The organism is Streptomyces sp. So13.3 (assembly GCF_005860785.2).
Lineage (GTDB): Bacteria > Actinomycetota > Actinomycetes > Streptomycetales > Streptomycetaceae > Actinacidiphila > Actinacidiphila fildesensis.
Window position 1 is genome coordinate 3580468 of sequence record NZ_CP048835.1, and the last position, 25434, is coordinate 3605901.

Sequence of the window (25434 nt, forward strand, 5' to 3'; positions counted from 1 at the left end):
CCCCGGCGCCGTGCGCCCCCGGGGATAAGGCAGTCTTGTCCCGTGCCCGACACTCCGCAGCCCCCGAAAAAGCCCGTCCGCGCTGAGCACGCCGCGACGCTGCGCCGACTGGAGAAGTCGTCCGGCCGGCTCGCGGCGAACGCCATCGCCCGGATGGATGAGCAGCTGCCGTGGTACCGGGCGATGCCACCGGAGAACCGGTCCTGGATCGGGCTGGTGGCGCAGGCGGGCATCGCGGCGTTCACCGAGTGGTTCCGGCATCCCGAGGCGCCGCAGGCGATCAGCACGGATGTGTTCGGGACCGCGCCCAGGGAGCTGACCCGGGCGATCTCGCTGCGGCAGACCGTGGAGATGGTGCGCACCACCATCGAGGTGATGGAAGCGGCCATCGACGAGGTGGCGGCGCCCGGTGACGAGTCCGTGCTGCGCGAGGCGCTGCTGGTCTACGCCCGGGAGATCGCGTTCGCCACCGCCCAGGTGTACGCGCAGGCGGCCGAGGCCCGGGGCGCGTGGGACGCGCGCCTGGAGTCGCTGGTCGTCAACGCGGTGCTGTCCGGTGAGGCGGACGAGGGGGTGCTGTCGCGCGCGGCGGCGCTGGGCTGGAGTTCGCCCGACAAGATCGTGGTGGTGCTCGGGACCGCGCCGAACGGCGACAGCGAGCTGACGGTGGAGGCCATCAGGCGGGCCGCTCGGCACGCGAAGCTGCAGGTGCTCACCGGGGTGCTCGGTGAGCGGCTGGTGGTGATCGCGGGCGGTGAGGGCGAGCCGCTCAAGGTCGCGAAATCACTGATCGCCCCGTTCGCGGCGGGCCCCGTGGTGGCCGGACCGGTCGTCGGGGACCTGCTGTCCGCCACCCGTTCCGCACAGGCCGCCGCCGCCGGTCTCAAGGCGTGCGCCGCCTGGCCGGACGCGCCCCGGCCGGTCGTCTCGGACGACCTGCTGCCCGAGCGTGCGATGGCCGGCGACCGTTACGCGCGTGAACAGCTGGTGGAGGAGATCTACAGACCGCTGGAGGAAGCGGGCTCCGCGCTCCTCGAAACGCTGAGTGTCTACCTCGAACAGGCCTCGTCGCTCGAAGGGGCCGCGCGGATGTTGTTCGTTCACCCAAACACCGTCCGCTACCGGCTGCGACGTGTGACGGATGTCACCGGATGGTCGCCCTCCGACGTACGTTCGGCGTTCACGCTGCGCATCGCCCTCATCCTGGGACGACTGTCCGCCGCCGATCAATCACCCTGAGTTTTTGTTGGACACCAACAAATCGTCCAGCAGTTCTTCGTCCCTGTCCCCACGGGCGGTGAGACCCGCCCGCGAGAGAGAGTGTGTACGTGCTCGTACTCGTCGCTCCCGGCCAGGGTGCCCAGACGCCCGGCTTCCTGACTCCTTGGCTCGACCTTCCCGGCGTCGCCGACCGCCTTCACTGGTGGTCCGCGGTGGCGGGGCTCGACCTTGTCCACTACGGCACGAAGGCCGACGCGGACGAGATCCGCGACACCGCCGTGGCCCAGCCGCTGCTGGTGGCCGCAGGACTGGTCTCGGCCCTGTCGCTGTTCCCGCACCCGGCCGACGGCCGGCGCGCGGTCGGCGCGGTCGCCGGACACAGCGTCGGTGAGATCACCGCCGCCGCCGGTGCCGGGGTGATCACCGCGGAATCGGCGATGGCCCTGGTGCGACAGCGCGGACTGGCCATGGCCAAGGCCGCGGCCGTCACCACCACCGGCATGTCCGCGGTGCTCGGCGGCGACCCCGAAGAGGTCCTCGCCCACCTGGAGAAGCTCGGCCTGACCCCGGCGAACATCAACGGCGGCGGACAGATCGTCGCCGCCGGTACCGCGGAGCAGCTGGCCGCGCTCGCCGAGGACAAGCCCGAGAAGGCCCGCGTCATCGCCCTGAAGGTGGCCGGCGCGTTCCACACCCACCACATGGCTCCCGCGGTGTCCGCGCTGGAGGCCCTCGTGCCCGGTGTGACCGTGCACGATCCGGGTATCCGCTATGTGTCGAACGCCGACGGCCAGGTCGTCGGCAGTGGCGACGAGATCGTCCGCCGGCTGGTCCAGCAGGTCTCCAACCCGGTCCGCTGGGACCTGTGCATGGAGACGTTCAAGGAGCTCGGCGTCACCGCCATCATCGAGATGGCGCCGGCCGGCACGCTGGTCGGCCTGGCCAAGCGCGCGCTGCCGGGCGTCAAGACGCTGGCCCTGAAGACCCCGGACGACATCGACGCGGCTCGCGCGATCGTCGCCGAGCACGGCGACCCGGACGCCGGCGGCGCGTCCCTGCCGCTCATCCATCCCGCGGCCGAAGAGGAGTCACCCCAGACATGACGGCGAAGATCCAGCCCAGCCAGGGTGCCCCGTACGCGCGGATTCGCGGGGTCGGCGGCTACCGGCCGACCCGGGTGGTCCCCAACGAGGTGATCCTGGAGACGATCGACTCCAGCGACGAGTGGATCCGCTCCCGCTCCGGCATCTCCACGCGCCACTGGGCGAACGAGTCGGAGACCGTCGCCGAGATGTCGATCGAGGCCTCGGGCAAGGCGCTCGCGGACGCGGGTCTGTCGGCCGAGGACATCGGCGCGGTGATCGTCGCGACCGTCTCGCACTTCAAGCAGACCCCGGCCATCGCGACCGAGATCGCGTTCCGGCTCGGCGCGGGCAAGGCCGCCGCGTTCGACATCTCCGCGGCCTGCGCCGGCTTCGCCTACGGGCTGACGCTCGCCAAGGGCATGGTCACCGACGGCAGCGCCAAGAACGTGCTGGTGATCGGGGTCGAGCGGCTGAGCGACCTGACCGACCTGACCGACCGGGCGACCGCCTTCCTCTTCGGCGACGGCGCCGGCGCGGTCGTGGTCGGCCCGTCCGACGTGCCCGCCATCGGCCCCTCGATCTGGGGCTCGGAGGGCGACAAGTCCGATGTGATCGCCCAGACCGACTCGTGGGAGGTCTTCCGCGCCGGCGGCCAGCCGGAGACGGGGAAGTTCCCGGCGCTGCGCCAGGAGGGCCAGACGGTCTTCCGCTGGGCGGTCTTCGAGATGGCCAAGGTGGCCCAGCAGGCGCTGGACGCCGCCGGGATCACCGCGGAACAGCTCGATGTGTTCATCCCGCACCAGGCGAACATGCGCATCATCGACTCGATGATCAAGGCACTGAAGCTGCCGGAGCATGTCGCGATCGCCCGCGACATCGCGACCACCGGCAACACCTCGTCGGCCTCCATCCCGCTGGCGATGGAGCGGCTGCTGGCCACCGGCCAGGCCAAGAGCGGCGACACCGCCCTGCTCATCGGCTTCGGGGCGGGTCTCGTGTACGCCGCAACTGTGGTTACTCTCCCCTAGTCACAACCCCTTCGCGGCGCCGCAGTCCCGCACGCCGCACTCCCCCGCAACACATAAGGAGCGCCGTAATGGCCGCCACCCAGGCAGAGATCCTCGAAGGCCTCGCCGAGATCGTCAACGAGATCGCCGGCATCCCGGTCGAGGACGTCCAGACGGAGAAGTCCTTCACCGACGACCTGGACGTCGACTCCCTGTCCATGGTCGAGGTCGTCGTGGCCGCTGAAGAGCGTTTCGAGACCAAGATCCCGGACGACGCCGTCAAGGACCTGAAGACCGTCGGCGACGCCGTCGACTACATCCTCAAGAACCAGGCCTGACATACCCCCTGGGACGACGTGTCTGTCGCCCGCCCTTCTATACGTGGAGAGACATTCCTGTGAACTCGACCAATCGCACCGTGGTCGTCACCGGTATCGGCGCAACCACACCGCTGGGTGGCGACAGCGCGTCGACCTGGGAAGGCCTGGTCGCCGGACGTTCCGGTATCAGCGCCCTGGAGCAGGACTGGGCAGCTGAGCTGCCGGTCCGCATCGCCGGTCAGATCGCCGTCGAACCGTCGGAGATCCTGCCGCGCCCGCTGCTGCGCAAGCTGGACCGCTCGGCGCAGTTCGCGGTGATCGCGGCCCGTGAGGCGTGGGCCGACGCGGGCTTCACCGCCAAGGCCGGCGAGGACTCCTCGATCGACCCGGACCGGCTCGGCACCGTCGTCGCCTCCGGCATCGGTGGCGTCACGACGCTGCTGGGCCAGTACGACGTGCTCAAGGAGCAGGGCGTCCGCAAGGTCTCCCCGCACACCGTTCCCATGCTCATGCCGAACAGCCCGTCCGCCAACGTCGGCCTCGAGGTCAACGCGCGGGCCGGCGTTCACTCGTTGGTGAGCGCGTGCGCCTCCGGCGCGGAAGCGGTCGGCTACGCCATCGAGATGATCCGCACCGGCCGCGCCGATGTGGTCGTCGCGGGCGGCACCGAGGCGGCCATCCACCCGCTGCCGATCGTCGCCTTCGCCAACATGATGGCGATGTCGAAGAACAACGACGACCCGCACGGCGCTTCGCGCCCGTACGACAAGGGCCGTGACGGCTTCGTCCTCGGTGAGGGCGCGGGCGTCATCGTCCTGGAGTCGGCCGAGCACGCCGCGCAGCGCGGCGCCAAGGTCTACTGCGAGGCGCTGGGCCAGGGCCTGTCCGCGGACAGCCACCACATCGCCCAGCCCGAGCCGACCGGCCGCGGCATCTCCGCCGCGCTGGAGCACCTGATCGCCTCCACCGGTCTGAACACCTCCGAGATCATGCACCTGAACGCGCACGCCACCTCGACCCCGCAGGGTGACGTCGCCGAGGTCAAGGCGCTCGCCAAGGTGCTGGGCCACGAGCTGGACCACATCGCGATCTCCGCCACGAAGTCGATGACCGGGCACCTGCTCGGCGGCGCGGGCGGCATCGAGTCCGTCGCCACCGTGCTCGCGCTCCACAACCGCCTCGCCCCGCCGACGATCAACATTGTCGAGCTGGACGACGAGGTCGACGCGAAGCTGGTCTCCACCGAGGCGAAGCCGCTGCCGGAGGGACCGGTCATCGCCCTCAACAACTCGTTCGGCTTCGGCGGTCACAACGTCGTCCTGGCGTTCCGCACCGTCTGACAGCCACAGCGCCGAAACGGCCTGTTCCCCGGTCCGCCGACCGGGGAACAGGCCGTTCTCGCGTCAGGCGCCCGTTCACGGGCAGGCGACGTCCTTACGGGCAGGCCACGACCTGAGCGGCCCAGGAGAGACCGCCGCCGAAGCCCAGCAGCAGCACCGGGGCGCCCCGCGGGATCGTGCGGTCCTCGACGAGCTTGGAGAGCGCCAGCGGGATCGAGGCGGCGGACGTGTTGCCCGAGACCGTGACATCGCGGGCCACGACGGCCTGCGGGGCATCCAGTTGGCGCACCAGCGAGTCGATGATCCGCAGGTTCGCCTGGTGGGTGACGATACCGCCCAGGTCCGCGGGGGTGAGGCCGGCGCGGCGGCAGGCCTCGACGGCGACGGGTGCCAACTCGGTGGTGGCCCAGCGGAAGACGGTCTGGCCGTTCTGCCGGAAGCGCGGCTGCCAGTCGTCCTGGAGGCGGACGGCGTCCCCGCGGGCGGGGTCGGAGCCGCCGCGCCCGCCGCGCGGTGGCGCGGCTGCTGGACGGACCCGCCGCGAACTGAGCGAGGTACCGGCCGCTACGTGTCGAAGCTCGCGAAGTACGAGGCCGCCATGTCCTCGCCGCCGTGCCCCTGGCCGGCCGCGCGGCTGAAGCGCTCCGCGCCCGCCGCGGCCACGTCCAGCTGGACGCCGTGCGCCTCGCCGGCGGCGACGATGAGCCGGGCGTCCTTCAGCGCGCCGTCGACCGTGAAGTTCGGTGCGAAGTCACCACTGAGCATCGCCTCGGCCTTCAGACGCAGATACGGCAGGTCGAGCGGGCCGCCGTCGAGCGCCTCGAAGAAGTGCCGGGGGTCCACGTCCAGGCCCTTGGCCAGGGCCATCGCCTCGGCCGCGCCGTTGGTGACCGCCAGCACCCAGCTGTTGAGAACCAGCTTGAGGCTGCTGGCCGCTCCCTTCCCGCCGTCGTCGCCCAGCCACAGGACCTTGCGCCCGACGGCGTCGAAGACCCGGCCCGCCACCGGCCGGGCGGCTTCCGGGCCGGCCGCCAGCACCGTCAATTGACCCGCTTCCGCGGCCGACCGGGTGCCGAGCACGGGCGCGTCGACGAAGTGCGCGCCACGCTCGCGGGCCAGGGCCGCCAGCGGTGCCAGCGCGTCGGGCCCCACGGTGCACATCTGGGCCCACACCACACCCTCGCGCAGCCCGGGGGACGCCTCCCGCATCGTCCGGAGCACGGACGGGCCGTCGAGCAGCATGGTGACGACGGCGTCCGCGCCGCGGACCGCCTCGACCGGGTCGCCGGTGATGTGCACTCCGGCGGCGGCCAGCGGCTCGGCGCGGGCGAGGGTGCGGTTCCAGGCGCGCACTTCGAGCCCGGCGGCGGCGAGGTTGCGCGCCATGCCCGCGCCCATGAGGCCGGTGCCGAGCACCGCTACGGAAAGTGTGTCGTCCATACCGGCACGTTAGACCCCGCGACGGGACCTACGGCAAGGGCGCGGGCGGAACGTGAGGGGGCGTCACACGACCTGGTGCAGCCAGCGCACCGGTGCGCCCTCGCCCGCGTACCGGAACGGTTCGAGCTCGTCGTCCCACGGTTTGCCGAGCAGCCTGCCGACCTCGGTCTCCAGATCCGCCTCACCGGTGCGGGCCCGCTGGAGCGCGGCGCGGAGCCGGTCCTCGGGGATGAGGATGTCGCCGTGCATGCCCGTGACGGCGTGGAAGATGCCGAGTTCGGGGGTGCAGCTGTATCTCTCCCCTTCGGCGGCCGGGCAGGGTTCGGCCGTGACTTCGAAGCGCAGCAGGTGCCAGCCGCGCAGGGCGGACGCCAGCTTCGAGGCCGTACCGGGCTCCCCCTGCCAGGAGAACTCGGCCCGCCAGGTGCCCGGTGAGACGGGCTGGCGGATCCAGTCGAGGCTTACGCGCACGCCGAGGACGCCCGCGACAGCCCATTCGACGTGCGGGCACAGCGCGCGCGGTGCGGAGTGAACGTACAGAACTCCACGTGTCGTCACCGGTACCTCCAGTGTGGGACGAGGTTCGCCTTCCCCAGCGGCCTCACGCCCGAACCGGCTGCTTCCGGGGCAACATTAGATATTCTGCACCATTGATAACAAACAGGACAAGAGTGAACTCCTGCCAACTGGGCTTCGGTAAACCTCCCGCCGGTTCTCCTGGGCTGTCAGGGAAAAGCTACCGTGCGGCGTCTCCAGAGGAGTGACGTACCGTCGGGCTCGGACCAGATGTCACCCACTCGTCGGAGGGGATCACCGGATGCGACCGTTCCTGCGAGGCTGCGTGGCCGCTGCCGCCGCCTCCCTGTTGCTGGCCGGATGCTCCGGAGGGGGACCCGCACCGGACGAGAAGCCGGCCGCCCCGGTCAGCCGCAAACCTGTTCCCCGGCCCACCCCCACGTGGAACGCGCACCCCGCGTCGATCGCCGCGCTGGGCGATTCCATCACCCGTGGCTTCGACGCCTGTTCCCTGCTGGCGGACTGCCCCGAGGTCTCCTGGGTCACCGGCACCCGCAGCCAAGTGGACAGCATCGCCGGGCGGGTACTGACCGCCACCGGCATCGCCGCCAACAGCTGGAACCTCGCCAAGAGCGGCGCCCGGATGTCGGATCTGCCGGACCAGGCGGTGGCGGCCGCCGCGAAGAAACCGTCACTGGTGACGGTCCTGATGGGCTCCAACGACGCCTGCCGGGACTCCGTCGACGACATGACACCGGTGGCCGACTTCCGCGCCGACTTCACCCGGGCGATGACCGGGCTGCACAGCGCCCTGCCGAAGTCCCAGGTGTTCGTGGCGAGCATTCCCGACCTCAAGCGGCTGTGGGAGGTGGGCAAGGAGAACCCGCTCGGCAAGCAGATCTGGAAGCTCGGCATCTGCCCCTCGATGCTGCGCGACGCGGACTCGGTGAGCGAGAGCGCGCAGAGCCGGCGGGACGCGGTCCGGGCGCGCGTGGTGGCGTACAACTCGGTCCTCAAGGAGGTCTGCGCGAAGTACCAGCACTGCCGCTACGACGGCGGCGCGGTCTTCGACTACCGCTTCACGTCGGACGAGTTGAGCAGCTGGGACTGGTTCCACCCCAACGCCCAGGGCCAGGCGCAGCTCGCCCGGATCCTCTACACGGCGGCGTTCGCGAAGCCGTGAAACAGCTGCTTCCGACCCCTTCAACTCCCCTGTTCCTTGCGGACAGAAGCTGACCGCAAGGGTCCGTAACGTACTGCTCATGGACACGAAGAACGCACTTCACCGGTACCGCTGGCTCGGGTACACCGCCGTCATCGCGGCGAGCGTCATGGACCTGCTGGACTCGACCGTCGCCAATGTCGCGGCGCCCGCGATCCGCACCGGACTTGGCGGCTCGTACGCCGACCTCCAGTGGATCGCGGCGGGCTACACCCTCGCCATGGCGGTCGCGCTCCTCACCGGCGGACGACTGGGCGACATGTACGGCCGCAAGCGGGTCCTGCTGGCCGGGATCGCCGGGTTCACCGTCACCTCGATGATGTGCGCGGCGGCGCAGTCCCCGGAGATGCTGATCGTGGCGCGGATCGCGCAGGGAGTGTGCGGCGCGGTGATGCTGCCGCAGGGCTTCGGGCTGACCCGGGACCTGTTCCCCGCCTCCGAGATGAAGAAGGCGTGGGGGATCTTCGGTCCGCTGATGGGGCTGTCCGCGGTGATGGGCCCGATCATCGCCGGCGTGCTGATCCACGCCGACCTGTTCGGTACCGGCTGGCGCATGATCTTCGGCATCAACCTGCCGATCGGCGCGTTCGCGTTCGTGATGGGCTGGAAGTACCTGCCGGACGTGGCCCCGACCGCCCGCGGCGCGCGGCTGGACCTCCCCGGGGTGCTGCTCGCCGGAACCGGCGCCTTCCTGCTGGTCTTCCCGCTGGTGCAGGGCCGTGAACTGGGCTGGCCCACCTGGGTGCTGGTGATGCTCGTCGCCTCGCTGCCGGTCCTGGCCGTCTTCGCCCGCTACCAGGTGCTGCGCAAGCGCTCGGGCCGTACGCCGCTGGTGGAGCCCAGCGTCTTCACCAAGCGGGCCTACGTCTCCGGGGTCGCGTTCGCCATCGCCTTCACCGCGTCCATGGGCGGCATGATCCTCACCCTCGGCATCTTCCTGCAGCTCGGCCTCGGTTACACGGCCCTGCACTCCAGCCTGACCACGGCGCCCTGGGCGCTGGGCGCGCTCTTCGGCTCCGCCTTCGGCGGCATCATGATGGCCCGCCTCGGCCGCCGGATCCTGCACCTCGGCCTGCTCCTGATGGGCGGCGGACTGCTCGCCCTCCACGGCGTCTTCCAGTGGGCCGGCGCGGACATCACGGACTGGGACTTCGCCGCCCCGCTGCTGGTCGGCGGCGCCGGGATGGGCATGATCTTCGTGCCGCTCTTCGACATCATCCTCAACGGCGTCGACGGCCACGAGATCGGCTCCGCCTCGGGCACCCTGCAGGCGCTCCAGCAGCTCGGCATGACGCTCGGCTTCGCCGTCCTGGGCACCGTCTTCTTCAACATCCTCAGCGACGCCCGGCCCGGTCCCGCCGGCCATATCGACGCCGCGCTGGACGCCGCGGGGACGACGGCGCTGTGCACGGTGGGACTGATCGCGCTGGCCTTCGTGCTCGGCTTCTTCCTCCCGAAGACGGTCCGCTCCGCGGAGGAAGCGGAAGCGGACGTCACGGCCGACCGGGAACTCGCCCTCGTCTGAGAAGCGCCCTCGAACGCCGGACAGGCTGGTGTCCTCAAGCGCCGGACGGGCTGGAATTTCCAGCCCGTCCGGCGCTTGAGGACGTTCTCAACCTGCCTTGCGCGCCAGGAAGAACATGCTCGGCCCGAACGACACCTTCGCCAGGGGCGACTGGAGGGCGCCCTCGGCGCGGGCCAGGGCCTGGTGGGGCACGAACTTCTTGAGCTTGCTGCTGCGCAGGTTGGAGACGGACAGCGTCCGCTCCACCGTCAGACCCGCCGCCGCGAGCTGCTCGGCGACCTTGCGCGGGTGGTGGTTGACGAAGGGGATCGAGTCCCGTTCGCGGTTCTCGGCGGAGCGGATGTCGACCGGCTCGGTGGGGATGCGTTGCCGGCGGGCGGCGTAGCGGACCCGGTTGGCGGCGTGCGCGAGGTTGGCGCTCTCGATGACGGCGATGCCGCCCGGCCGCAGCAGCCGGGCGATCTCGGACAGGGCGGGCACCGGGTCGGGCAGATGGTGCATGACGCGGATCATCGTGACGAGATCCACGCTGGCCTCGTCCATGCCGAGCCGGCCCGCGCTCATCAGCCGCATCGCGACGTTGGTCTCACCGGCGAGGAACTCCTCGGCGTCCGAAAGCTGCTTCCTGCTCGAGTCGACGAGCGTGACGTGATCGGCGAACTCCCGCAGTACGGGGACGAGACGGCCGTAGCCGCCGCCGACGTCGGCCGCGTGGCCGAACCGCCGGCCGTCCAGGAGCGAGCGGAGCGCTGCGACCTCGGCATCGTGCTCGTAGCTCCGGTCCTGCCAGTACGTGCGGTAGCTGTGTTCGTTCTCGTCGTACTGGTTCGTGCGCTCCGGCATGAACGTCCCCTCCCATGTCACTGCGGACTTCCGCATGGACCGGGTTCCCCCCCATGTCGATGCGGTCTCTCGCATGGACATATCTAGGAGGCCGGAACGGTTCCCGTCGCGTCGTCATGGTGTTCGTCATTTTCCTCGTCGGGCACCGGATCCGGGTCGGCCGCCGGATCGGGGTCGGGTGCCGGGACGAGTTCGCGCACCAGCAGTGCGGCGCCCGCGACGGCGCCCGGCATCGCGAAGACGGCGATGACCGGCACCAGGAACAGGAGGACCAGCGGCACGCCGAAGCCGAGCGCCAGCGGGAGCCGGCCGCGCAGCAGTCGCAGCCGGGTCCGCAGCGGGACGGAGCGGCGCCGCATGGCGACCGAGGTGAGCTCGGTGGTCAGGAAGAAGCCGGAGACGCAGATGCCCACGACGGGGACGACGGTCTGGCCGACCACCGGGATGAAGCCGCAGGCGAAGAGCAGCAGTCCGAAGGCCGCCACCCGCGCCAGCACGGACAGGCTGTCCCGTACCGAGGTGAGGATCTCGCGCCAGAGCGGGATGTCGGGCTTGGGCGGTGCGCCGCCCTCCATCTCCTCGACGCGTTCCGAGAGCGACTCGTAGAACGGGTCGCCGATCAGCAGCGCCACGGCGGTGAAGGTCGCCATCGCCAGCAGCAGGCCGCCGCTGAAGACGATGACGGTCAGCGTCCAGCGCAGCAGCGACCGGAAGGGGGTGTCCCAGCCGTCCGCGAACGGCGTCGCCCAGGACGACAGGTCGTCCGCCCAGAAGCCGAGGGCGACGAGCGCCGCGATGTAGAGGACCAGGGCGATCAGGCCGGGCAGCAGCCCGAATCCCCACCACCTCCGGTGCCGCGCCACCCAGCGCTGGCCTTCCAGGAAGTACTTCAGACCGGTCGTGAGATCACGCATGGGCGTCACCCTAACGACCAGGGCCCGTCCGGCGGATCAGGGGCGGTCCAGGCGTCGTCCGGTGCGGTGGATCGCAAGGCGCCGGAATGCCCGCATACGCTTTCGTATGTGCGCGTTTTGGCAACGCCGCGAGCTGCCGTGCCAGGCGGCGAAGGGGCCGTTCATGATCCGCCGGCCAGGCCCTGGGTCGGACGGCCCGGCCGGGGAGGGCCGGAAAGGGGCGGGGCGCGTCAGGGCGCCCCGCCCCGGTCATGGGGTTCCCGTCCGGTCCGGCCGGTCCGGCACGGGCTTCGCGGGTGTTACGGAAGGTCGAGCGGGGCGCTCACCCGGAGGTCGGCGAGCGAGCGGCCGGCCTCGACCTCGTAGTGCCCGGGGACCAGCAGCCAGCCGCCGTCCGCCTCGTCCCACACCTCGGCGGCCCGGCGCGGCAGTTCGACGACGACCTCGGCGCTCTCCCCCGGTCCTGCCTGAACGGAGGCGAAGCCGGCCAGCCAGCGGGCCGGCCGCTCGACCGCGTCGGCGGCGGGGGCCAGATAGACCTGGACGACTTCCCGTCCGGGGCGCGAACCGGTGTTGCGGACGCGGACGGTGAGCGTGCCCAGCGCCTCGCCCTCGCCCTCGCCGCGCTCGAACTCCGCCGACTCGTAGGCCCAGTCGGTGTATCCGAGGCCGTGGCCGAAGGCGTACGCGGGGGTGGCGCCGGCCTTCTCCCAGGCGCGGTAGCCGATGAAGACGCCCTCGTCGTAGGAGAGCGTGCCGTCCTGCGGGGTGACCTGGGTGACGGGTACGTCCGCCAGGGCGACCGGCCAGGTCGTGGGCAGCCGGCCGCCCGGCTCCTCGGCGCCGAGCAGGACGTCGGCGAGCGCGGCGCCCGCCTCCTGGCCGGGGAACCAGCCGAGCAGCACCGCGGCGACGTCCTCGCGCCACGGCATCTCCACCGGGGAGCCGGAGTTGACGATGACGACGGTGCGCGGGTTCACCGCGGCGACGCGGGCGACGAGCTCGTCCTGGCGGCCGGGCAGCCGCAGATCGGTGCGGTCGAAGCCCTCGCTCTCGACGCGCTCGGTGGTCGCGACGACAACGATCGCGGTATCGGCGGCGGCGGCCGCCGCGACGGCGTCCTCGATCAGCTGGTCGGGGTCGCGCTCCGGCTCTCCGTGCACGAAGGAGAAGCCGATCGCCTGGATCGGGGCGTCGGCGAACTTCGCGACGGTGTAGGTGAGGCTGACGTCGACGGTCTCGCCCTCGGTCAGTTCCACCGTGCCGCGCGGCACCGGGGATCCGAAGAACGCCTCGAACGGGTCGGCGTGGTCGGCGGACTGCTCGCCGTCGAAGAGCACGGTCCCGGCGACGACGAGCCGGAAGCCGCCGAGGCCGCGGGTGCCGAAGGCGTGCGCACCGCTCTCGCGGGGGGTGAAGGTGCCGGTGGCCTCGACGGTGGTGACCTCGTCGTAGCTGACGCCCTCCGGCATGTCGCCGAGCCACTGCACCATGCCGTTGGGCATCCGCTCGGAGCCGAGCTCCCGGCCCTCGGCGTCGCGGGCGACGGCGCGCAGCGTGAAGCCCCTGTCGGCGACGGAGAGTTCGTCGCTGGGGTCGGCGCCGACCGCGTAGCTCAGCGCGAAGCCCTCGGGCAGCGCGGCGCGCAGGCCGTCGAGCGGGGAGACGATGTGGTCGGGGAAGACCTGCGCGGAGCCGCCGCCGAGCACCCGGGCGTCGCGGGCCGCGGCGCCGATCAGGGCGATGCCGCGGACGGCCGAGGCGTCGACGGGCAGCGCGCGGCCGCCGCCGGCCACGGTCTCGTTGCGCACCAGGACGAAGGCGCGGCGGGCGATCTCGCGGGCCAGCGCCTCGCCGTCGATCCCGGCCGGCCGGTCCGCCTCGGCGACGGCGGCCGGGACACCGTCCAGGATGCCGACGCGGGCGGCGAGCCGCAGCACGTTGCGGACGGCCGCGTCGACCACCGGCTCCTCGACGCTCCCGCCCCGGACGGCGGCGGCCAGCGCCTCGCCGTAGACGGTGCGCGGGCCGGGCATGGCCACGTCCAGGCCGCCGTTGACGGCGCCGACGGTGTCGCGGGCGGCCATCCAGTCCGAGACGATGTAGCCGTCGAAGCCCCATTCGCCGCGCAGCACCACGTTCTGCAGGTAGTGGTGCTCGCTCATCGTGGTGCCGTTGACGCCGTTGTAGGCGCACATGATGCCCCACGGGTGGGCGTTCTTGACGATGGCCTCGAACGGCGCCAGGTACAGCTCGCGCAGCGCGCGGGTACCGACCACGTTGTCGACGGTGAAGCGCTCGGTCTCGGCGTCGTTGGCCACGAAGTGCTTGACGGTGGTGCCGACGCCGCCCGCCTGGACGCCCGCCACGTAGCCGGTGCCGATCTCCCCGGTGAGGTACGGGTCCTCGGAGTACGCCTCGAAGTGCCGTCCGCCGAGCGGGGAGCGGTGCAGGTTCACCGTCGGCGCCAGCAGGACGTGCACGCCCTTGCGGCGGGCCTCCTGGGCGAGGAGGTTGCCGGCCCTGCGGGCCAGCTCCGGGTCCCAGGTCGCGGCGAGCGCGGTCGGGCTGGGGAGCGCGATCGACGGGTCGTCGGCGGTCCAGCGCACCCCGCGCACCCCGATCGGGCCGTCGGACATCACCAGCGAACCGAGGCCGATCTCCGGCAGCGCGGGCAGCGTCCACATGTCCTGGCCGGACAGCAGCCGTGCCTTCGCGTCCAGGTCCAGCTTGCCCAGCGCGGCCTCGACCGCGTCCTCGATGGCCGTGCGCCCGGTGTCCGTCATCGTCTGCTCCCTCTGTCCCTCGGTGTCGTCCCGCGCCCATCCTCACCTCACCCACCTGTAGATCGGTAGGGTAAGTTACAGATACGTTACTTAAATCTTTCACCGATCAGGTTCGATTAGGCTCACGGCCGAACGAAGGGGGCACGGTGTCCAGAACGACCGGAGACCGGCGGGCGGAGATCATCCAGGCCGCGGTGGAAGTGATCGCCGAACGCGGCTACCGGGGGGCCTCCCTCGGCGCGGTGGCCGAGCGGGTGGGACTGACCCAGCAGGGGCTGCTGCACTACTTCCCGACGAAGGAGGCGCTCCTGGTCGCGGTGCTGGCGGCGCGCGACCAGTGGGACGTGGCCTCCACGGCGCTGCACGGCACGACATGGCCGCTGGAGATGCTGACGTCCCTGGTCGAGTACAACGCGACCCGGCCCGGCATCGTGCAGACCTTCACGGTCCTCGCGGGCGACAGCGTCACCGAGGACCATCCGGCCCGCCCCTACTTCGAGGAGCGCTACCGCTGGGTGCGCGAGGGCGCGGCCGACATGCTGCGCGCGGAGTTCGGCGACCGGCTGCCGGGCGGCCTCACCCCGGGGCGGGCGGCTCCGCTGCTCGTCGCCGTCATGGACGGCCTGCAGGTGCAGTGGCTGCTGGATCCGGAGGCGGTGGACATGGCGGCGGCGTTCCGCGACTTCGTCGCCCTGCTGGGCGGTACCGGAAACACGTAAGGGCCGCACCCCTGGGGGTGCGGCCCTCACCCGGCCGATGGCCGAGCGGTGATCAGACGACGGTCAGCACCACGTCGACGTTGCCGCGCGTCGCGTTGGAGTACGGGCACACCTGGTGCGCCTTCTCCACGAGCGACTGGGCGGTGGCCGCGTCCACGTTCGGGATCGACACCGCGAGCTCGACCTTGAGGCCGAAGCCGCCGGCCGGGGTCTTGCCGAGGCCGACCTTGGCGGTTACCCGGGAGCCGGATATGTCCGCCTTCTCCTGGCGGGCCACCACACCGAGGGCACCCTGGAAGCAGGCGCTGTAACCGGCGGCGAAGAGCTGCTCCGGGTTGGTGCCGGCACCGTTGCCGCCCAGTTCCTTCGGCGGGTTGACGACGACGTCGAGCTTGCCGTCGTCGGTGGCGACCCGGCCGTCACGGCCGTTCTCGGCCGTGGCGACGGCGGTGTACAGGACGTCTACGGACTGGATGGTCATGAAAAGAACCCCTCCTGGTTGGTGCACTCACGTGCATCGCCGCGACTCGCGCCCACGATCGCAACAATTTGTTGAAGAGCTTACTCCGGCAGGGTGACGATCATCTTGCCGGTGTTGTCGCCCCGCAGTACGCCGAGGAAAGCTTCGAAGTTGTTCTCGATGCCCTCGACGACCGTCTCGCGGTAGTGCAGCTTGCCGTCCCGGATCCAGCCGCCGACCTCCTGCACGAACTGCCCCTGCAGCGCCGCGTGGTCGCCCACGAGCATGCCCTGCAGCCGCAGCCGCTTGCCGATGATCTGCGCCAGGTTGCGCGGCCCGCCCGAGGCCTCGGTGTCGTTGTACTGGGCGATGGCGCCGCACAGCACGGCACGGCCGCGCAGGTTGAACGAGCTGATCGCGGCTTCCAGGTGCTCGCCGCCGACGTTGTCGAAGTAGACGTCGATCCCGTCGGGGGCGGCCTTCTTCAACTGCTCGGCCACCGGGCCGTTCTTGTAGTTGAAAGCGGCGTCGAAGCCGTACTCCTCGACGAGGAGCTTGACCTTCTCGTCCGAGCCGGCGCTGCCGATCACCCGGGAGGCGCCCTTGAGCTTCGCGATCTGGCCCACCTGGCTGCCGACCGCACCGGCCGCGCCCGAGACGAAGACCACGTCGCCCTCGGTGAACGAGGCGACCTCCAGCAGTCCCGCGTACGCGGTCAGGCCCGGCATGCCGAGCGCGCCGAGGTAGGCGCTGAGCGGCGCCGCTGCCGGGTCGACCTTCACAGCGTGCGCCGCGTCGAGGACCGCGTACTCGCGCCAGCCGAGCCAGTGCAGCACGTGGTCGCCGACCGCGAACCCGTCGGCGTTGGAAGCGGTGACACGGCCGACCGCGCCGCCCGCCATCGGCTCGTTCAGGGCGTACGGCGGCGAGTACGACTTCACGTCGTTCATCCGGCCGCGCATGTACGGGTCCACCGACAGGTGCAGGTTGCGGACGACGATCTGGCCGGGGCCCGGCTCCGCCGTCTCGACCTCGCGCAGGGCGACGTCATCAGTGGTCGGCCACCCGTGGGGGCGGGCTACCAGGTGCCATTCACGGCTCTTCGGCATGAGGGGGATGCCTCCGTCCGCCATAGCTTGACTATGGCAAAGATTGATTTCCTCAAATAACGATGGACCTTGATGTTTGAGGTTGTCAAGTAACCGGGAGTACGCTGTGGCACATGTCCCCCACGCCTCAACGTACCGACCCCCTGACCCTCGAAGTGGTCGACCTGATCGCCACGGTCGTGGCGCGCTACCACGAGGAGTACGAGGAGGCCGCCGCGAACCACCAGCTCACCGGTGCGCAGGCCCGCGTCCTGGCGCTCCTGTCCCGTGAGCCGCTGCCCATGCGGCACATCGCCCAGCAGCTGAAGTGCGAGCCGTCCAACATCACCGGGATCGTCGACCGGCTGGAGGCGCGCGGGCTCGCCGAGCGCCGGCCCGACCCGGCCGACCGCCGCATCAAGCTGGCCGCCGCCACCGACGAGGGCCATGAGACGGCGGCCCGGCTGCGTGGCGCGCTGCACTTCGCCCGGGCGCCGCTCGCCGGGCTGTCCGAGGCGGAGCGCACCTCACTGCGCGATCTGCTCAAGCGCATGCTGACCTGACCTGACGGCCGGCCCGCGGGACCGAACCGCTACTCGCACCACCACAGGACGGGCTTGCAGGTCGGGCTGTGCGTGGGGTGCGGGGTCCGGGTCGGCGAGGGCGAGCCCGAGGCCGTAGGCGACGTCGGCGGCCGGCTGGTCGGCGATGCCGGCCGGGTCGGCGTCCTGGAGCCCGACGGGGTCGCGGACGGCGAGCCCGACGGGGTGCCGGAGGTGCTCGCGGTGGTGGCCGGCTTCGAGTGCGTCGGCCGGGCCGTGGTGTGCCGCGGGGCCGGGCTGGACGCGCCGGCCTGCGGGACGGAGTCCCCGGCGGGCGCCTGCGACGGGCCGGTGTCCGCTTCCGGGCCGCTCGCGAAGGTCCCCGACGACAGTGCCGCGGCCGTGCAGACGACGACCACGAGGCCGACGCCGACTCCCGTCAGCAGCCGCCTCCTGCCGCGCCGCCGCGCCCGGCTCGGTGCCCGGCGCCGGGCGGCCCGGCCGCCCGAATGGTCCGGTTCCGGCGGGGCGGCCGGTGTCCCCGACACCGGCACGGGGTCCACGGGGATGACGAGCTGATCCACGGGCGTGCCGCACCCGGGGCACGACAGGGCGCCGTTGAGGTGCCGACGGCACGAGTAGCAGTAGTCCATTGTGGTTGGGACGCTATGCGGCCCGTAGGTCACGGGTGAACGCGAACGTGTGAAACTTCTGGGAAGATCGCGGCCCCGCACGGGCGTTGCCGGACAATCCGGTCCCCTCCGGCGCCGGTCGTGCGGCGCCGGAAGGGATCCCGGATCAGTCGACCTCCGCCACCGCCTGCGCGAACTGCGCCGCGTACAGCCGTGCGTAGGCACCCTCGGCGGCCAGCAGTTCACTGTGCGTGCCCTGCTCGACGATCGCGCCGGACTCCATCACCAGGATCACGTCCGCGTCGCGGATCGTGGACAGCCGGTGGGCGATGACGAAGCTGGTCCTGCCGTGCGCCAGGGTCGCCATGGCGCGCTGGATCAGCACCTCGGTACGGGTGTCGACGGAGCTGGTCGCCTCGTCGAGGACGAGGATCACCGGATCGGACAGGAACGCCCGCGCGATGGTGATGAGCTGCTTCTCGCCCGCGCTGACCCCCGAGCCCTCGTCGTCGATCACCGTGTCGTAGCCGTCCGGGAGGGTGCGGATGAAGCGGTCGGCGTGCGCCGCGCGCGCCGCCTCCTCGATCTGCTCCTGGGTACGGCCCTCGGAGCCGTAGGCGATGTTCTCCGCGATGGTGCCGCCGAACAGCCAGGTGTCCTGCAGCACCATGCCGATGCCGGAGCGCAGGTCCTCGCGGGACATCTCGGCGATGTCCACGCCGTCCAGGGTGATCCGGCCCGCGGTCACCTCGTAGAACCGCATCAGCAGGTTGACCAGCGTGGTCTTGCCCGCGCCGGTCGGACCGACGATCGCGACGGTGTGGCCGGGCTCGACGCTCAGCGACAGGTCCTCGATCAGCGGCTTGTCCGGCTCGTACCGGAACGCCACCCCTTCCAGGGCGACGCGGCCGAGCAGTTCCCTGGGCCGGGCGGCGTTCGCCGGGTCCGCGTCCTGCTCGGGGGCGTCCAGCAGCTCGAAGACCCGCTCGGCCGAAGCGACCCCGGACTGCACCAGGTTGGACATGCTCGCCACCTGGGTGAGCGGCTGGCTGAACTGCCGGGAGTACTGGATGAACGCCTGGACGTCGCCGATGGACAGCGCGCCGGTCGCGACCCGCAGCCCGCCGACGACCGCCACCAGCACGTAGTTGATGTTCCCGATGAACATCATCGCGGGCTGGATGATCCCGCTGATGAACTGCGCCTTGAAGCCCGTCCGGTAGAGCATCTCGTTCTGCACCCTGAAGGCCTCGGCGGACTCGTCCTGCCGCCCGAAGACCTTCACCAGCGAGTGGCCGGTGTACATCTCCTCGATGTGCGCGTTGAGCTTGCCGGTGGTCTTCCACTGCTGGACGAACTGCGGCTGCGCGCGCTTGCCGACCGCGGTGGCCACGACCACCGACACCGGCACCGTCACCAGCGCGACCAGGGCCAGCAGCGGCGAGATCCAGAACATCATCACCAGCACGCCGACGATCGTGAGCAGCGAGTTCACGATCTGGCCCATGGTCTGCTGCAGGGTCTGCGCGATGTTGTCGATGTCGTTGGTGGCCCGGCTGAGCACCTCACCGCGCGGCTGCTGGTCGAAGTACGACAGCGGCAGCCGCGACAGCTTCGCCTCGATGTCCTCGCGCAGCCGGTAGACGGTGCGCTGGATGATGCCGGTGGCGGTCCGCATCTGTACGAGGCTGAACAGCCCGGCGGCCAGGTAGATCCCCAGGACGGTCAGCAGCACGCTGCCCACCGCCTCGAAGTCGATGCCCTGGCCGGGGGTGAAGTCCACCGCGGAGAGCAGATCGGCGACCTGGCCCTCGCCGTGCTGGCGCATGGCCTCGATCGCCTGCGCCTTGGTGGTGCCGGCCTTGAACTGACCGCCGATCACGCCCGCGAAGATCAGGTCGGTGGCGTGGCCGAGGATCTTGGGGCCCAGCACGGAGAGCGTCACGCTCGCGGTGCCCAGCGCCAGCACCAGGTAGAGGAAGAGCCGGTCCGGACGCATCAGACGGATCAGCCGCCGGAACGAGCCCTTGAAGTCCATCGACCGCTCGACCGGCCCGCCGCCCATGAAGCGCGCGGGCCCGGCCATCGGCGCGGGGCCGCGGCGGGGCGCCGCTTTCGCCGGGGTGGTCATGCTGCCTCCTGCTCAGTGAGCTGGGAGAGCACGATCTCCCGGTAGGTCGGGTTCTCCGACATGAGTTCGCTGTGCGTTCCGGTGCCCACCACCTGGCCCTCGTCGAGGACGATGATGCGGTCGGCGTCCCGGATGGTGCTCACCCGCTGCGCGACGATCACCACGGTGGCCTCGGCGGTCTCCCGGCCGAGCGCCGAGCGCAGGGCCGCGTCCGTCGCGTAGTCGAGCGCGGAGAAGGAGTCGTCGAAGAGGTAGATCTCGGGCCGGCGCACCAGCACCCGCGCGATGGCGAGCCGCTGCCGCTGACCGCCGGAGACGTTCGTGCCGCCCTGCGCGATCGGGGCGTCCAGGCCGCCTTCGAGTTCCTCCACGAAGCCGCGGGCCTGCGCGACCTCCAGCGCGTGCCACAGCTCCTCGTCGGTCGCGTCGGGCTTGCCGTAGCGCAGGTTGGTCGCGACGGTCCCGGAGAACAGGTACGGCTTCTGCGGTACGAGGCCGACGGTCTCGGCGAGCAGCGCGGGGGCCAGGTCCCGGACGGAGGCCCCGTCGACGAGCACGTCGCCGCCGGTCGCGTCGTAGAGCCGTGGGACGAGCCCCAGCAGGGTGCTCTTGCCGCTGCCCGTCGACCCGATCACCGCGGTGGTCTCCCCCGGTCTGGCGACCAGGTCGACCCCGCGCAACACCGCCGCCTCGGCACCCGGATAGCTGAAGTCCGCGCCGCGCAGCTCCAGATGGCCGTGCCGGAGCAGCTTCGTGATGGGTGCGACCGGCGGAACGACGCTCGACTCGGTCGCCAGGACCTCCTCGATGCGCTCCGCGCAGACCTCGGCGCGCGGCACCATCATGAACATGAAGGTGGCCATCATCACGGACATCAGGATCTGCATCAGATAGCTGAGGAACGCGGTCAGCGCGCCGATCTGCATGCCGCCGCTCGCGATCCGGTGTGCGCCGAACCACATCACCGCGACGCTGGAGACGTTCACGACCGTCATGACGACGGGGAACATCAGTGCCATCAGCCGGCCGGTCTGCAGCGACACGTCCGTCAGCTCGTCGTTCGCGCCGGCGAAGCGCTTCTTCTCGTAGTCGTCCTTCACGAACGCCCGGATCACCCGGATGCCGGTGATCTGCTCACGCAGTACACGGTTCACCGTGTCGACGCGCACCTGCATGGTGCGGAACAGCGGCCGCATCCGGCGGACGATCAGCCCGATGAGGATGCCGAGCACCGGCACCACGGCCAGCAGCAGCGAGGACAGCGGTACGTCCTGGCCGAGCGCCATGATGATGCCGCCGACGCACATGATCGGCGCCGACACCATCAGGGTGAACGTCATCAGCACCAGCATCTGGACCTGCTGGACGTCATTGGTGGTGCGGGTGATCAGCGACGGGGCGCCGAACTGCCCCACCTCGCGGGCGGAGAAGCTCTGCACCCGGTCGAAGATCGAGGCCCGGATGTCCCGGCCGACGGCCATGGCCGTCCTGGCGCCGAAGAACACGGCGCCGACCGCGCACACCACCTGGAGCACGGTGACCGCGATCATGATGCCGCCGAGCCGCAGGATGTATCCGGTGTCGCCCTTGACGACACCGTTGTCAATGATGTCGGCGTTGAGCGTGGGGAGGTACAGCGTGGCGATGGTCTGCACGAGCTGGAGCAGCACGAGCAGCGTGATGGGTCGCTGGTACGGGCGCAGGTGGGTGCGCAGAATTCGGATCAGCACACGGAATCTCTCAGAGTCGGCTTGATCGGCGAGCGATCCTATCTTCCGACATCCTGGGTCCGCATTCGTTTAAACCTCGGCAAAGGCCCCGGGGTGGGTCTGCTCCCGAACAGCTGTGTACTGCTGGCGTATCGCCTGCCCCACCGGCAGGTCGTCGCCCGGCTCCAGCAGTCGGTGCCCGCCGGTCCGCCAGGCCGGCGGCTCCTGCGCCGTCGCCGAGCCGAGCACCACACCCAGGGACCACGCCGCCTGCCGGGCCGCGCCCAGCGCCGCGTGGTCCCCCGGCTGCGGGACCACCACCTGCGCCTCGAAGAGCGCCGGGGCGATCGCCCGCACGGCGGGCAGCTCGGCGGCCGCCCCCAGCAGGAAGATCCGCCGCACCGCGACCCCGCGCCCGCGCAGCACCTCCAGCGCGTCCGCGAGCCCGCACAGCATGCCCTCGAACGCGGCCCGCGCCAGGTGCTCGGGCTTCATGCTCTCGCGCCGCAGCCCGGCCAGCGTGCCGGCGGTGTGCGGCAGGTCCGGGGTGCGCTCGCCCTCCAGATACGGCAGCAGCACCAGGCCGTAGGCGCCCGGGGTGGAGCGCAGCGCCAGGTCCGACAGGCCCGCGAGGTCGGTGCCGAGCAGTTCGGCGGTCGCGCGCAGCACGCGCACCGCGTTACGGGTCTGGAGCAGTGGCAGATGACGCCCGGTGGCGTCCGCGAAGGAGGTGATCGTCCCGGAGGGGTCCGTCAGGGCTTCGTCGTGCACCGCGAAGACGGTGCTGGAGGCGCCCAGCGAGACCACCGCGTCACCGGGGCCGACGCCCAGGCCGAGCGCGGCCGCCATCGTGTCGCCGCTCCCCGCCGATATCAGCAGCCCCTCGGGGGTCTGCCCGGCCGGCTCGGCGGGACCGAGTACCTGCGGCAGCGCCACCTGGTGTCCGAGCGCCAGCTCCACCAGATCGGAGCGGTACTCCCCGGTGGCCGCCGACCAGTAACCCGTGCCGGACGCGTCGCCGCGGTCGGTCGTACGCCGCTGCGGCCGGCCCAGCAGCTGCCAGACCAGCCAGTCGTGCGGCAGCAGCACCTCGGCGGTGCGCTGCGCCGCCGCCGGCTCGTGCTCGGCCAGCCAGCGCAGCTTCGCCACCGGGTATCCGGCGTGCGGCACGGACTGGACGGCCTGCGCCCACTTCGCCGGGCCGCCGAGCGCCGCGGTCAGATCCAGCGCCTGCGGCTGGGCCCGCTTGTCACCGCGCAGCAGTGCCGGGCGGACCAGCACGCCACCGGCGTCGAGCGCCAGCAGGCCCTGCTGCTGCCCGGATATGCCGATCGCCAGGACGCCCTCGAGCAGGCCGTCCTTGGCCGCCTCGCCGAGCGACAGCAGCCACGACTGCGGATCGCTCTCGGTCGGCTTGCCCGCCGGGGCGGCCTCGCCCTCCACGGGATGGGGCGCGTACCCCTGCCGGAGCACCTCGCCGGTATCCGTGTCGCACACGACGACGGTGGTCCCTGCGGCCGAACTGTCGATGCCCGCGACTTTCCCCATAGGGGGAGATGATGCCGCACGGCACCGTCAGGTGTTCGAGGTACCCCAGTCGTCCTCGGTGCGGCCCCGGTCGCGCAGCGCCCTGACCTTCGCGGTGACCGATTCCGGCATCTTGTCGCCGACCTTGGACCCGACGGCGTCCGCGGCCTTCACCGCGACCCCGCGCCCGGTCTGCGCCGCGCTCTCGGCGGCGTTGCGCACCGCCGGGTTCTGCGCGATCCGCTGGGCGCTCTTGCGCAGCTGCTCGTACCGCTCCCGCCCGGCCCGCGCCCCGAGCACGTACCCGACGACGGCTCCGGTGATGAACGTCAGCCGGTAGCGCATGGGCTCCACCCTTCCTCGTACTCGTACCGGGTCCGGCCCTCGGGGCCGTCCTGTGGACTGTGCTTCGCGCCTACCCGCTGTAGCCGGACGACAACCCCGGCGATAGGGGTTGGCGGAGCACCCCCCCACTTGCGCTAATGTATGTCTCGCAGCGAGCGCGCGCCGTCCGGTTGGTCCGGACGTGGCGTTCCTCGATGCGCACAGCGCAATCCCCTGTAGCTCAATTGGCAGAGCAGCCGGCTGTTAACCGGCAGGTTACTGGTTCGAGTCCAGTCGGGGGAGCGCGGTCCCCTGTAGCTCAATTGGCAGAGCATTCGGCTGTTAACCGGAGGGTTACTGGTTCGAGTCCAGTCGGGGGAGCCAACGACAAGAGGACCCCGTTGGGGTCCTTTTTCGTTTCCCGGGAACCGCCCGCCCCCTGATCGAAGTCCACTCAGTGATGCGTCTGTGACCCGCGAGGGCGACAGATCGTATGAGCAGCTATGCTGCGGCAGACGGCGCGTGAGGCGTGTCGTACGGGGCGGTAGCTCAGCCGGTTAGAGCAGCGGACTCATAATCCGTCGGTCGTGGGTTCGAGTCCCACCCGCCCCACCCGTGCAAGCCTCTGACCTGCGGAAACGTCGCGTCTGGGACCTCAAAACATGAACTTGGGCCCAACGGACTCAATCCGCTGCTCAGTTGGATGGAGCATTGCGTAGCTTCCTTCCGCCTTGGATGGCGTCCAACGCGCTGACCTGCTGTTTTGTGGCTGATCAACTTGGTCACCAGCCGGAGTGTGGCTGTCCTTGAGGGTCGCAGCACAAGTTGTGGGGACGTGGTGGGGACGCGGGGATCGGGTCAGGGCGGGTAGCAGCGTTGCCTGAGTGCGCCGGGTCGGTTTCAGACAACGGCCCGTACTGGAAACGGCCCAGCTGGAACACCCGATGTGACCCTGACCATTCAGTCGGCCGGGCGGATGTGCGCGCCGAGGCCCTACAGCTTCCTGCCCATCCGATGCTCGGATGGGCAGTCCCTGGCGTCATCGGTGGACAGAAGCGGGGGGATGCTCGGACCCGGCTTGGGGCATGGCCGTGCAGCACATTCCGCGGGCAGTCGGGGTGAGAGCCAGCCAAGGCGGCGTCGGCGCCTCGACAGCCGTTGCGGACGGACCGTTGGCCGGCCAGGGAGCGGTCGGGCGAAAACCCGTGCCCCTTAATGACCTCGCTACCCCTGACTGACCCCGCCGCCGAACGTCCCATCGGCAGGTGGTCGCGCCATGAATCACTGGGACACCATCGCCATCGACGACGCGGGATGCGTTGCTTCTGCCGCCGTCAATGTTGGCGATGTATCGTAGATGCATACATCAACATCAGGGAGATGGTGGTTGTGTCGGTCACCCAGATTGATCTCGACGACGAGGCGCTGGCAGAGGCCATGCGGTTGATGGGCGTCACGACAAAGAAGGAGACGGTCAACGCGGCCCTGCGCGACTACGTGGACCGGGTCAAGCGGCTGGAGGCCGCCGAGAAGCTGGCTGCCCGCGGGGCCCAAGGTGAGTTCGATCAGGCCGCCGCCGCCCATGACGCTGTTAAGCAGGCCCGGCGGGCGGCCTTCGAGTGATTTCGTATCTCCTCGACACTTCGGCGCTGTGGCATCTGTTCCGCACCCCAGGGGCGCTCCGGCCCTGGGAGGGGCACATTGCCGCCGGGGTGTTCCGCGTCTGCGAACCCACCCGGACCGAGTTCCTGTACTCGGCCACCAGTCCGTCCCACCGGGACGAATTGGCTGAGGAACTGGACGCGTTGTGCCCGCTCTCGGCGGTGCCGAAGAACGCTTGGCGCTGGGTGGACACCGCCCAGTACAAACTCACCCAGCGCAGCCAGCACCGCTCCGCCGGCGCGATCGACCTACTCGTCTGCGCAACCGCAGTCCACCACGGCCACACCGTGCTCCACGTAGACAACGACTTCGCCACTGTGGCCAGCATCCTCAAGGACGTACAACAGCGCGACATCCGCACCTAATGCCGACCGAGTTCGTCGTCGCTGACCTGATGGCGGCCCGCATGCCGCCGTGCTGG

Annotated in this window: 23 protein-coding genes, 3 tRNA genes and 1 pseudogene; 15 read left to right on the forward strand and 12 right to left on the reverse strand. The window is 70.8% G+C overall.

Features of this window, described 5'->3' with window-relative positions; genetic code table 11:
• Positions 1 to 42: 42 nt before the first annotated feature.
• The 5 genes from C8250_RS16215 (at position 43) to C8250_RS16235 (ending at position 4973) form a co-directional block, all read left to right on the forward strand.
• Positions 43 to 1239: a helix-turn-helix domain-containing protein gene (locus tag C8250_RS16215; RefSeq protein WP_138356763.1), complete on the forward strand. Its 1197-nt coding sequence runs from the start codon at positions 43 to 45 to the stop codon at positions 1237 to 1239.
• A gap of 89 nt (positions 1240 to 1328) precedes the next feature.
• Positions 1329 to 2324: an ACP S-malonyltransferase gene (locus tag C8250_RS16220; RefSeq protein WP_138356762.1), complete on the forward strand. Its 996-nt coding sequence runs from the start codon at positions 1329 to 1331 to the stop codon at positions 2322 to 2324.
• Positions 2321 to 3334 carry a ketoacyl-ACP synthase III gene (locus C8250_RS16225; protein WP_138356761.1) on the forward strand — a complete coding sequence of 338 codons (1014 nt, stop codon included), beginning with the start codon at positions 2321 to 2323 and terminating at the stop codon, positions 3332 to 3334. The genes C8250_RS16220 and C8250_RS16225 overlap by 4 nt, the downstream gene beginning before the upstream one ends.
• A 68-nt stretch (positions 3335 to 3402) precedes the next feature.
• The gene (locus C8250_RS16230; RefSeq protein WP_138356760.1) at positions 3403 to 3651 is read left to right on the forward strand and encodes an acyl carrier protein; all 249 of its coding nucleotides are present in this window, start codon (positions 3403 to 3405) and stop codon (positions 3649 to 3651) included.
• 59 nt (positions 3652 to 3710) lie between these two features.
• Complete coding sequence (locus C8250_RS16235; RefSeq protein WP_138356759.1) at positions 3711 to 4973, forward strand: beta-ketoacyl-[acyl-carrier-protein] synthase family protein; 1263 nt, start codon at positions 3711 to 3713, stop codon at positions 4971 to 4973.
• A gap of 94 nt (positions 4974 to 5067) precedes the next feature.
• Here C8250_RS16235 and C8250_RS16240 read toward each other — a convergent pair.
• From C8250_RS16240 to C8250_RS16250, 3 genes and pseudogenes are all read right to left on the reverse strand, one after another.
• A pseudogene (locus tag C8250_RS16240) lies at positions 5068 to 5469 on the reverse strand (3-oxoacyl-[acyl-carrier-protein] synthase III C-terminal domain-containing protein); the annotation flags it as partial.
• Between the two features lie 68 nt (positions 5470 to 5537).
• Positions 5538 to 6413, reverse strand: coding sequence for an NAD(P)-dependent oxidoreductase (locus C8250_RS16245; RefSeq protein ID WP_138356758.1), 876 nt, complete (start codon positions 6411 to 6413; stop codon positions 5538 to 5540).
• Positions 6414 to 6476: 63 nt separating this feature from the next.
• Positions 6477 to 6971, reverse strand: coding sequence for a DUF3145 domain-containing protein (locus C8250_RS16250; protein ID WP_138356757.1), 495 nt, complete (start codon positions 6969 to 6971; stop codon positions 6477 to 6479).
• A gap of 259 nt (positions 6972 to 7230) precedes the next feature.
• Between C8250_RS16250 and C8250_RS16255 the strand changes: the two genes are divergently transcribed.
• Together C8250_RS16255 and C8250_RS16260 are read left to right on the forward strand one after the other, a co-directional pair.
• On the forward strand, positions 7231 to 8112 hold the full coding sequence (locus tag C8250_RS16255; protein WP_138356756.1) for an SGNH/GDSL hydrolase family protein: 882 nt from the start codon (positions 7231 to 7233) through the stop codon (positions 8110 to 8112).
• A gap of 79 nt (positions 8113 to 8191) precedes the next feature.
• Complete coding sequence (locus C8250_RS16260) at positions 8192 to 9676, forward strand: MFS transporter (RefSeq protein ID WP_138356755.1); 1485 nt, start codon at positions 8192 to 8194, stop codon at positions 9674 to 9676.
• Positions 9677 to 9763: 87 nt separating this feature from the next.
• Here C8250_RS16260 and C8250_RS16265 read toward each other — a convergent pair whose 3' ends face one another.
• From C8250_RS16265 to C8250_RS16275, 3 genes are all read right to left on the reverse strand, one after another.
• The gene (locus tag C8250_RS16265; RefSeq protein ID WP_187144865.1) at positions 9764 to 10519 is read right to left on the reverse strand and encodes a class I SAM-dependent methyltransferase; all 756 of its coding nucleotides are present in this window, start codon (positions 10517 to 10519) and stop codon (positions 9764 to 9766) included.
• Positions 10520 to 10602: 83 nt separating this feature from the next.
• Positions 10603 to 11433, reverse strand: a complete 831-nt coding sequence (locus tag C8250_RS16270) for an EI24 domain-containing protein (protein WP_138356753.1) — start codon at positions 11431 to 11433, stop codon at positions 10603 to 10605.
• A gap of 299 nt (positions 11434 to 11732) precedes the next feature.
• Positions 11733 to 14219 (reverse strand): glycoside hydrolase family 3 C-terminal domain-containing protein, encoded by a 2487-nt coding sequence (locus C8250_RS16275; protein ID WP_138356752.1) that lies wholly within the window; start codon positions 14217 to 14219, stop codon positions 11733 to 11735.
• 146 nt (positions 14220 to 14365) lie between these two features.
• Between C8250_RS16275 and C8250_RS16280 the strand changes: the two genes are divergently transcribed.
• The gene (locus tag C8250_RS16280; RefSeq protein ID WP_138356751.1) at positions 14366 to 14938 is read left to right on the forward strand and encodes a TetR/AcrR family transcriptional regulator; all 573 of its coding nucleotides are present in this window, start codon (positions 14366 to 14368) and stop codon (positions 14936 to 14938) included.
• Positions 14939 to 14990: 52 nt separating this feature from the next.
• On the opposite strand, the gene C8250_RS16285 is transcribed toward C8250_RS16280, so the two are convergent.
• Both C8250_RS16285 and C8250_RS16290 read right to left on the reverse strand, forming a co-directional pair.
• Complete coding sequence (locus C8250_RS16285; protein ID WP_138356750.1) at positions 14991 to 15419, reverse strand: organic hydroperoxide resistance protein; 429 nt, start codon at positions 15417 to 15419, stop codon at positions 14991 to 14993.
• A gap of 80 nt (positions 15420 to 15499) precedes the next feature.
• The gene (locus C8250_RS16290) at positions 15500 to 16516 is read right to left on the reverse strand and encodes an NADP-dependent oxidoreductase (RefSeq protein ID WP_138356795.1); all 1017 of its coding nucleotides are present in this window, start codon (positions 16514 to 16516) and stop codon (positions 15500 to 15502) included.
• Positions 16517 to 16620: 104 nt separating this feature from the next.
• Here C8250_RS16290 and C8250_RS16295 point away from each other — a divergent pair, with 104 nt between their 5' ends.
• Entirely contained in the window at positions 16621 to 17049 is a 429-nt protein-coding gene (locus C8250_RS16295) for a MarR family transcriptional regulator (protein ID WP_138356749.1), read from the forward strand.
• Between the two features lie 54 nt (positions 17050 to 17103).
• Complete coding sequence (locus C8250_RS16300; protein ID WP_164294036.1) at positions 17104 to 17607, forward strand: hypothetical protein; 504 nt, start codon at positions 17104 to 17106, stop codon at positions 17605 to 17607.
• Between the two features lie 219 nt (positions 17608 to 17826).
• On the opposite strand, the gene C8250_RS16305 is transcribed toward C8250_RS16300, so the two are convergent.
• The 4 genes from C8250_RS16305 to C8250_RS16320 all read right to left on the reverse strand — a co-directional run bounded on the left by C8250_RS16305 (position 17827) and on the right by C8250_RS16320 (position 23372).
• Entirely contained in the window at positions 17827 to 19746 is a 1920-nt protein-coding gene (locus C8250_RS16305) for an ABC transporter ATP-binding protein (protein ID WP_138356794.1), read from the reverse strand.
• Positions 19747 to 19787: 41 nt separating this feature from the next.
• Positions 19788 to 21521 (reverse strand): ABC transporter ATP-binding protein, encoded by a 1734-nt coding sequence (locus tag C8250_RS16310; RefSeq protein ID WP_138356747.1) that lies wholly within the window; start codon positions 21519 to 21521, stop codon positions 19788 to 19790.
• 69 nt (positions 21522 to 21590) lie between these two features.
• The gene (locus tag C8250_RS16315) at positions 21591 to 23048 is read right to left on the reverse strand and encodes an FGGY family carbohydrate kinase (RefSeq protein WP_138356746.1); all 1458 of its coding nucleotides are present in this window, start codon (positions 23046 to 23048) and stop codon (positions 21591 to 21593) included.
• Between the two features lie 27 nt (positions 23049 to 23075).
• A complete protein-coding gene (locus tag C8250_RS16320; RefSeq protein WP_138356745.1) occupies positions 23076 to 23372 on the reverse strand; it encodes a YtxH domain-containing protein in 297 nt (98 codons plus the stop codon).
• Positions 23373 to 23581: 209 nt separating this feature from the next.
• Between C8250_RS16320 and C8250_RS16325 the strand changes: the two genes are divergently transcribed.
• The 5 genes from C8250_RS16325 (at position 23582) to C8250_RS16345 (ending at position 25378) form a co-directional block, all read left to right on the forward strand.
• A tRNA-Asn gene (locus C8250_RS16325) sits at positions 23582 to 23654 on the forward strand.
• Positions 23655 to 23659: 5 nt separating this feature from the next.
• Positions 23660 to 23735, forward strand: a tRNA-Asn gene (locus C8250_RS16330).
• 154 nt (positions 23736 to 23889) lie between these two features.
• A tRNA-Ile gene (locus C8250_RS16335) sits at positions 23890 to 23963 on the forward strand.
• Positions 23964 to 24740: 777 nt separating this feature from the next.
• A complete protein-coding gene (locus C8250_RS16340) occupies positions 24741 to 24974 on the forward strand; it encodes a type II toxin-antitoxin system VapB family antitoxin (RefSeq protein ID WP_138356793.1) in 234 nt (77 codons plus the stop codon).
• Positions 24971 to 25378, forward strand: coding sequence for a PIN domain nuclease (locus tag C8250_RS16345; RefSeq protein WP_138356744.1), 408 nt, complete (start codon positions 24971 to 24973; stop codon positions 25376 to 25378). The genes C8250_RS16340 and C8250_RS16345 overlap by 4 nt, the downstream gene beginning before the upstream one ends.
• The last annotated feature ends 56 nt before the right edge of the window (positions 25379 to 25434 follow it).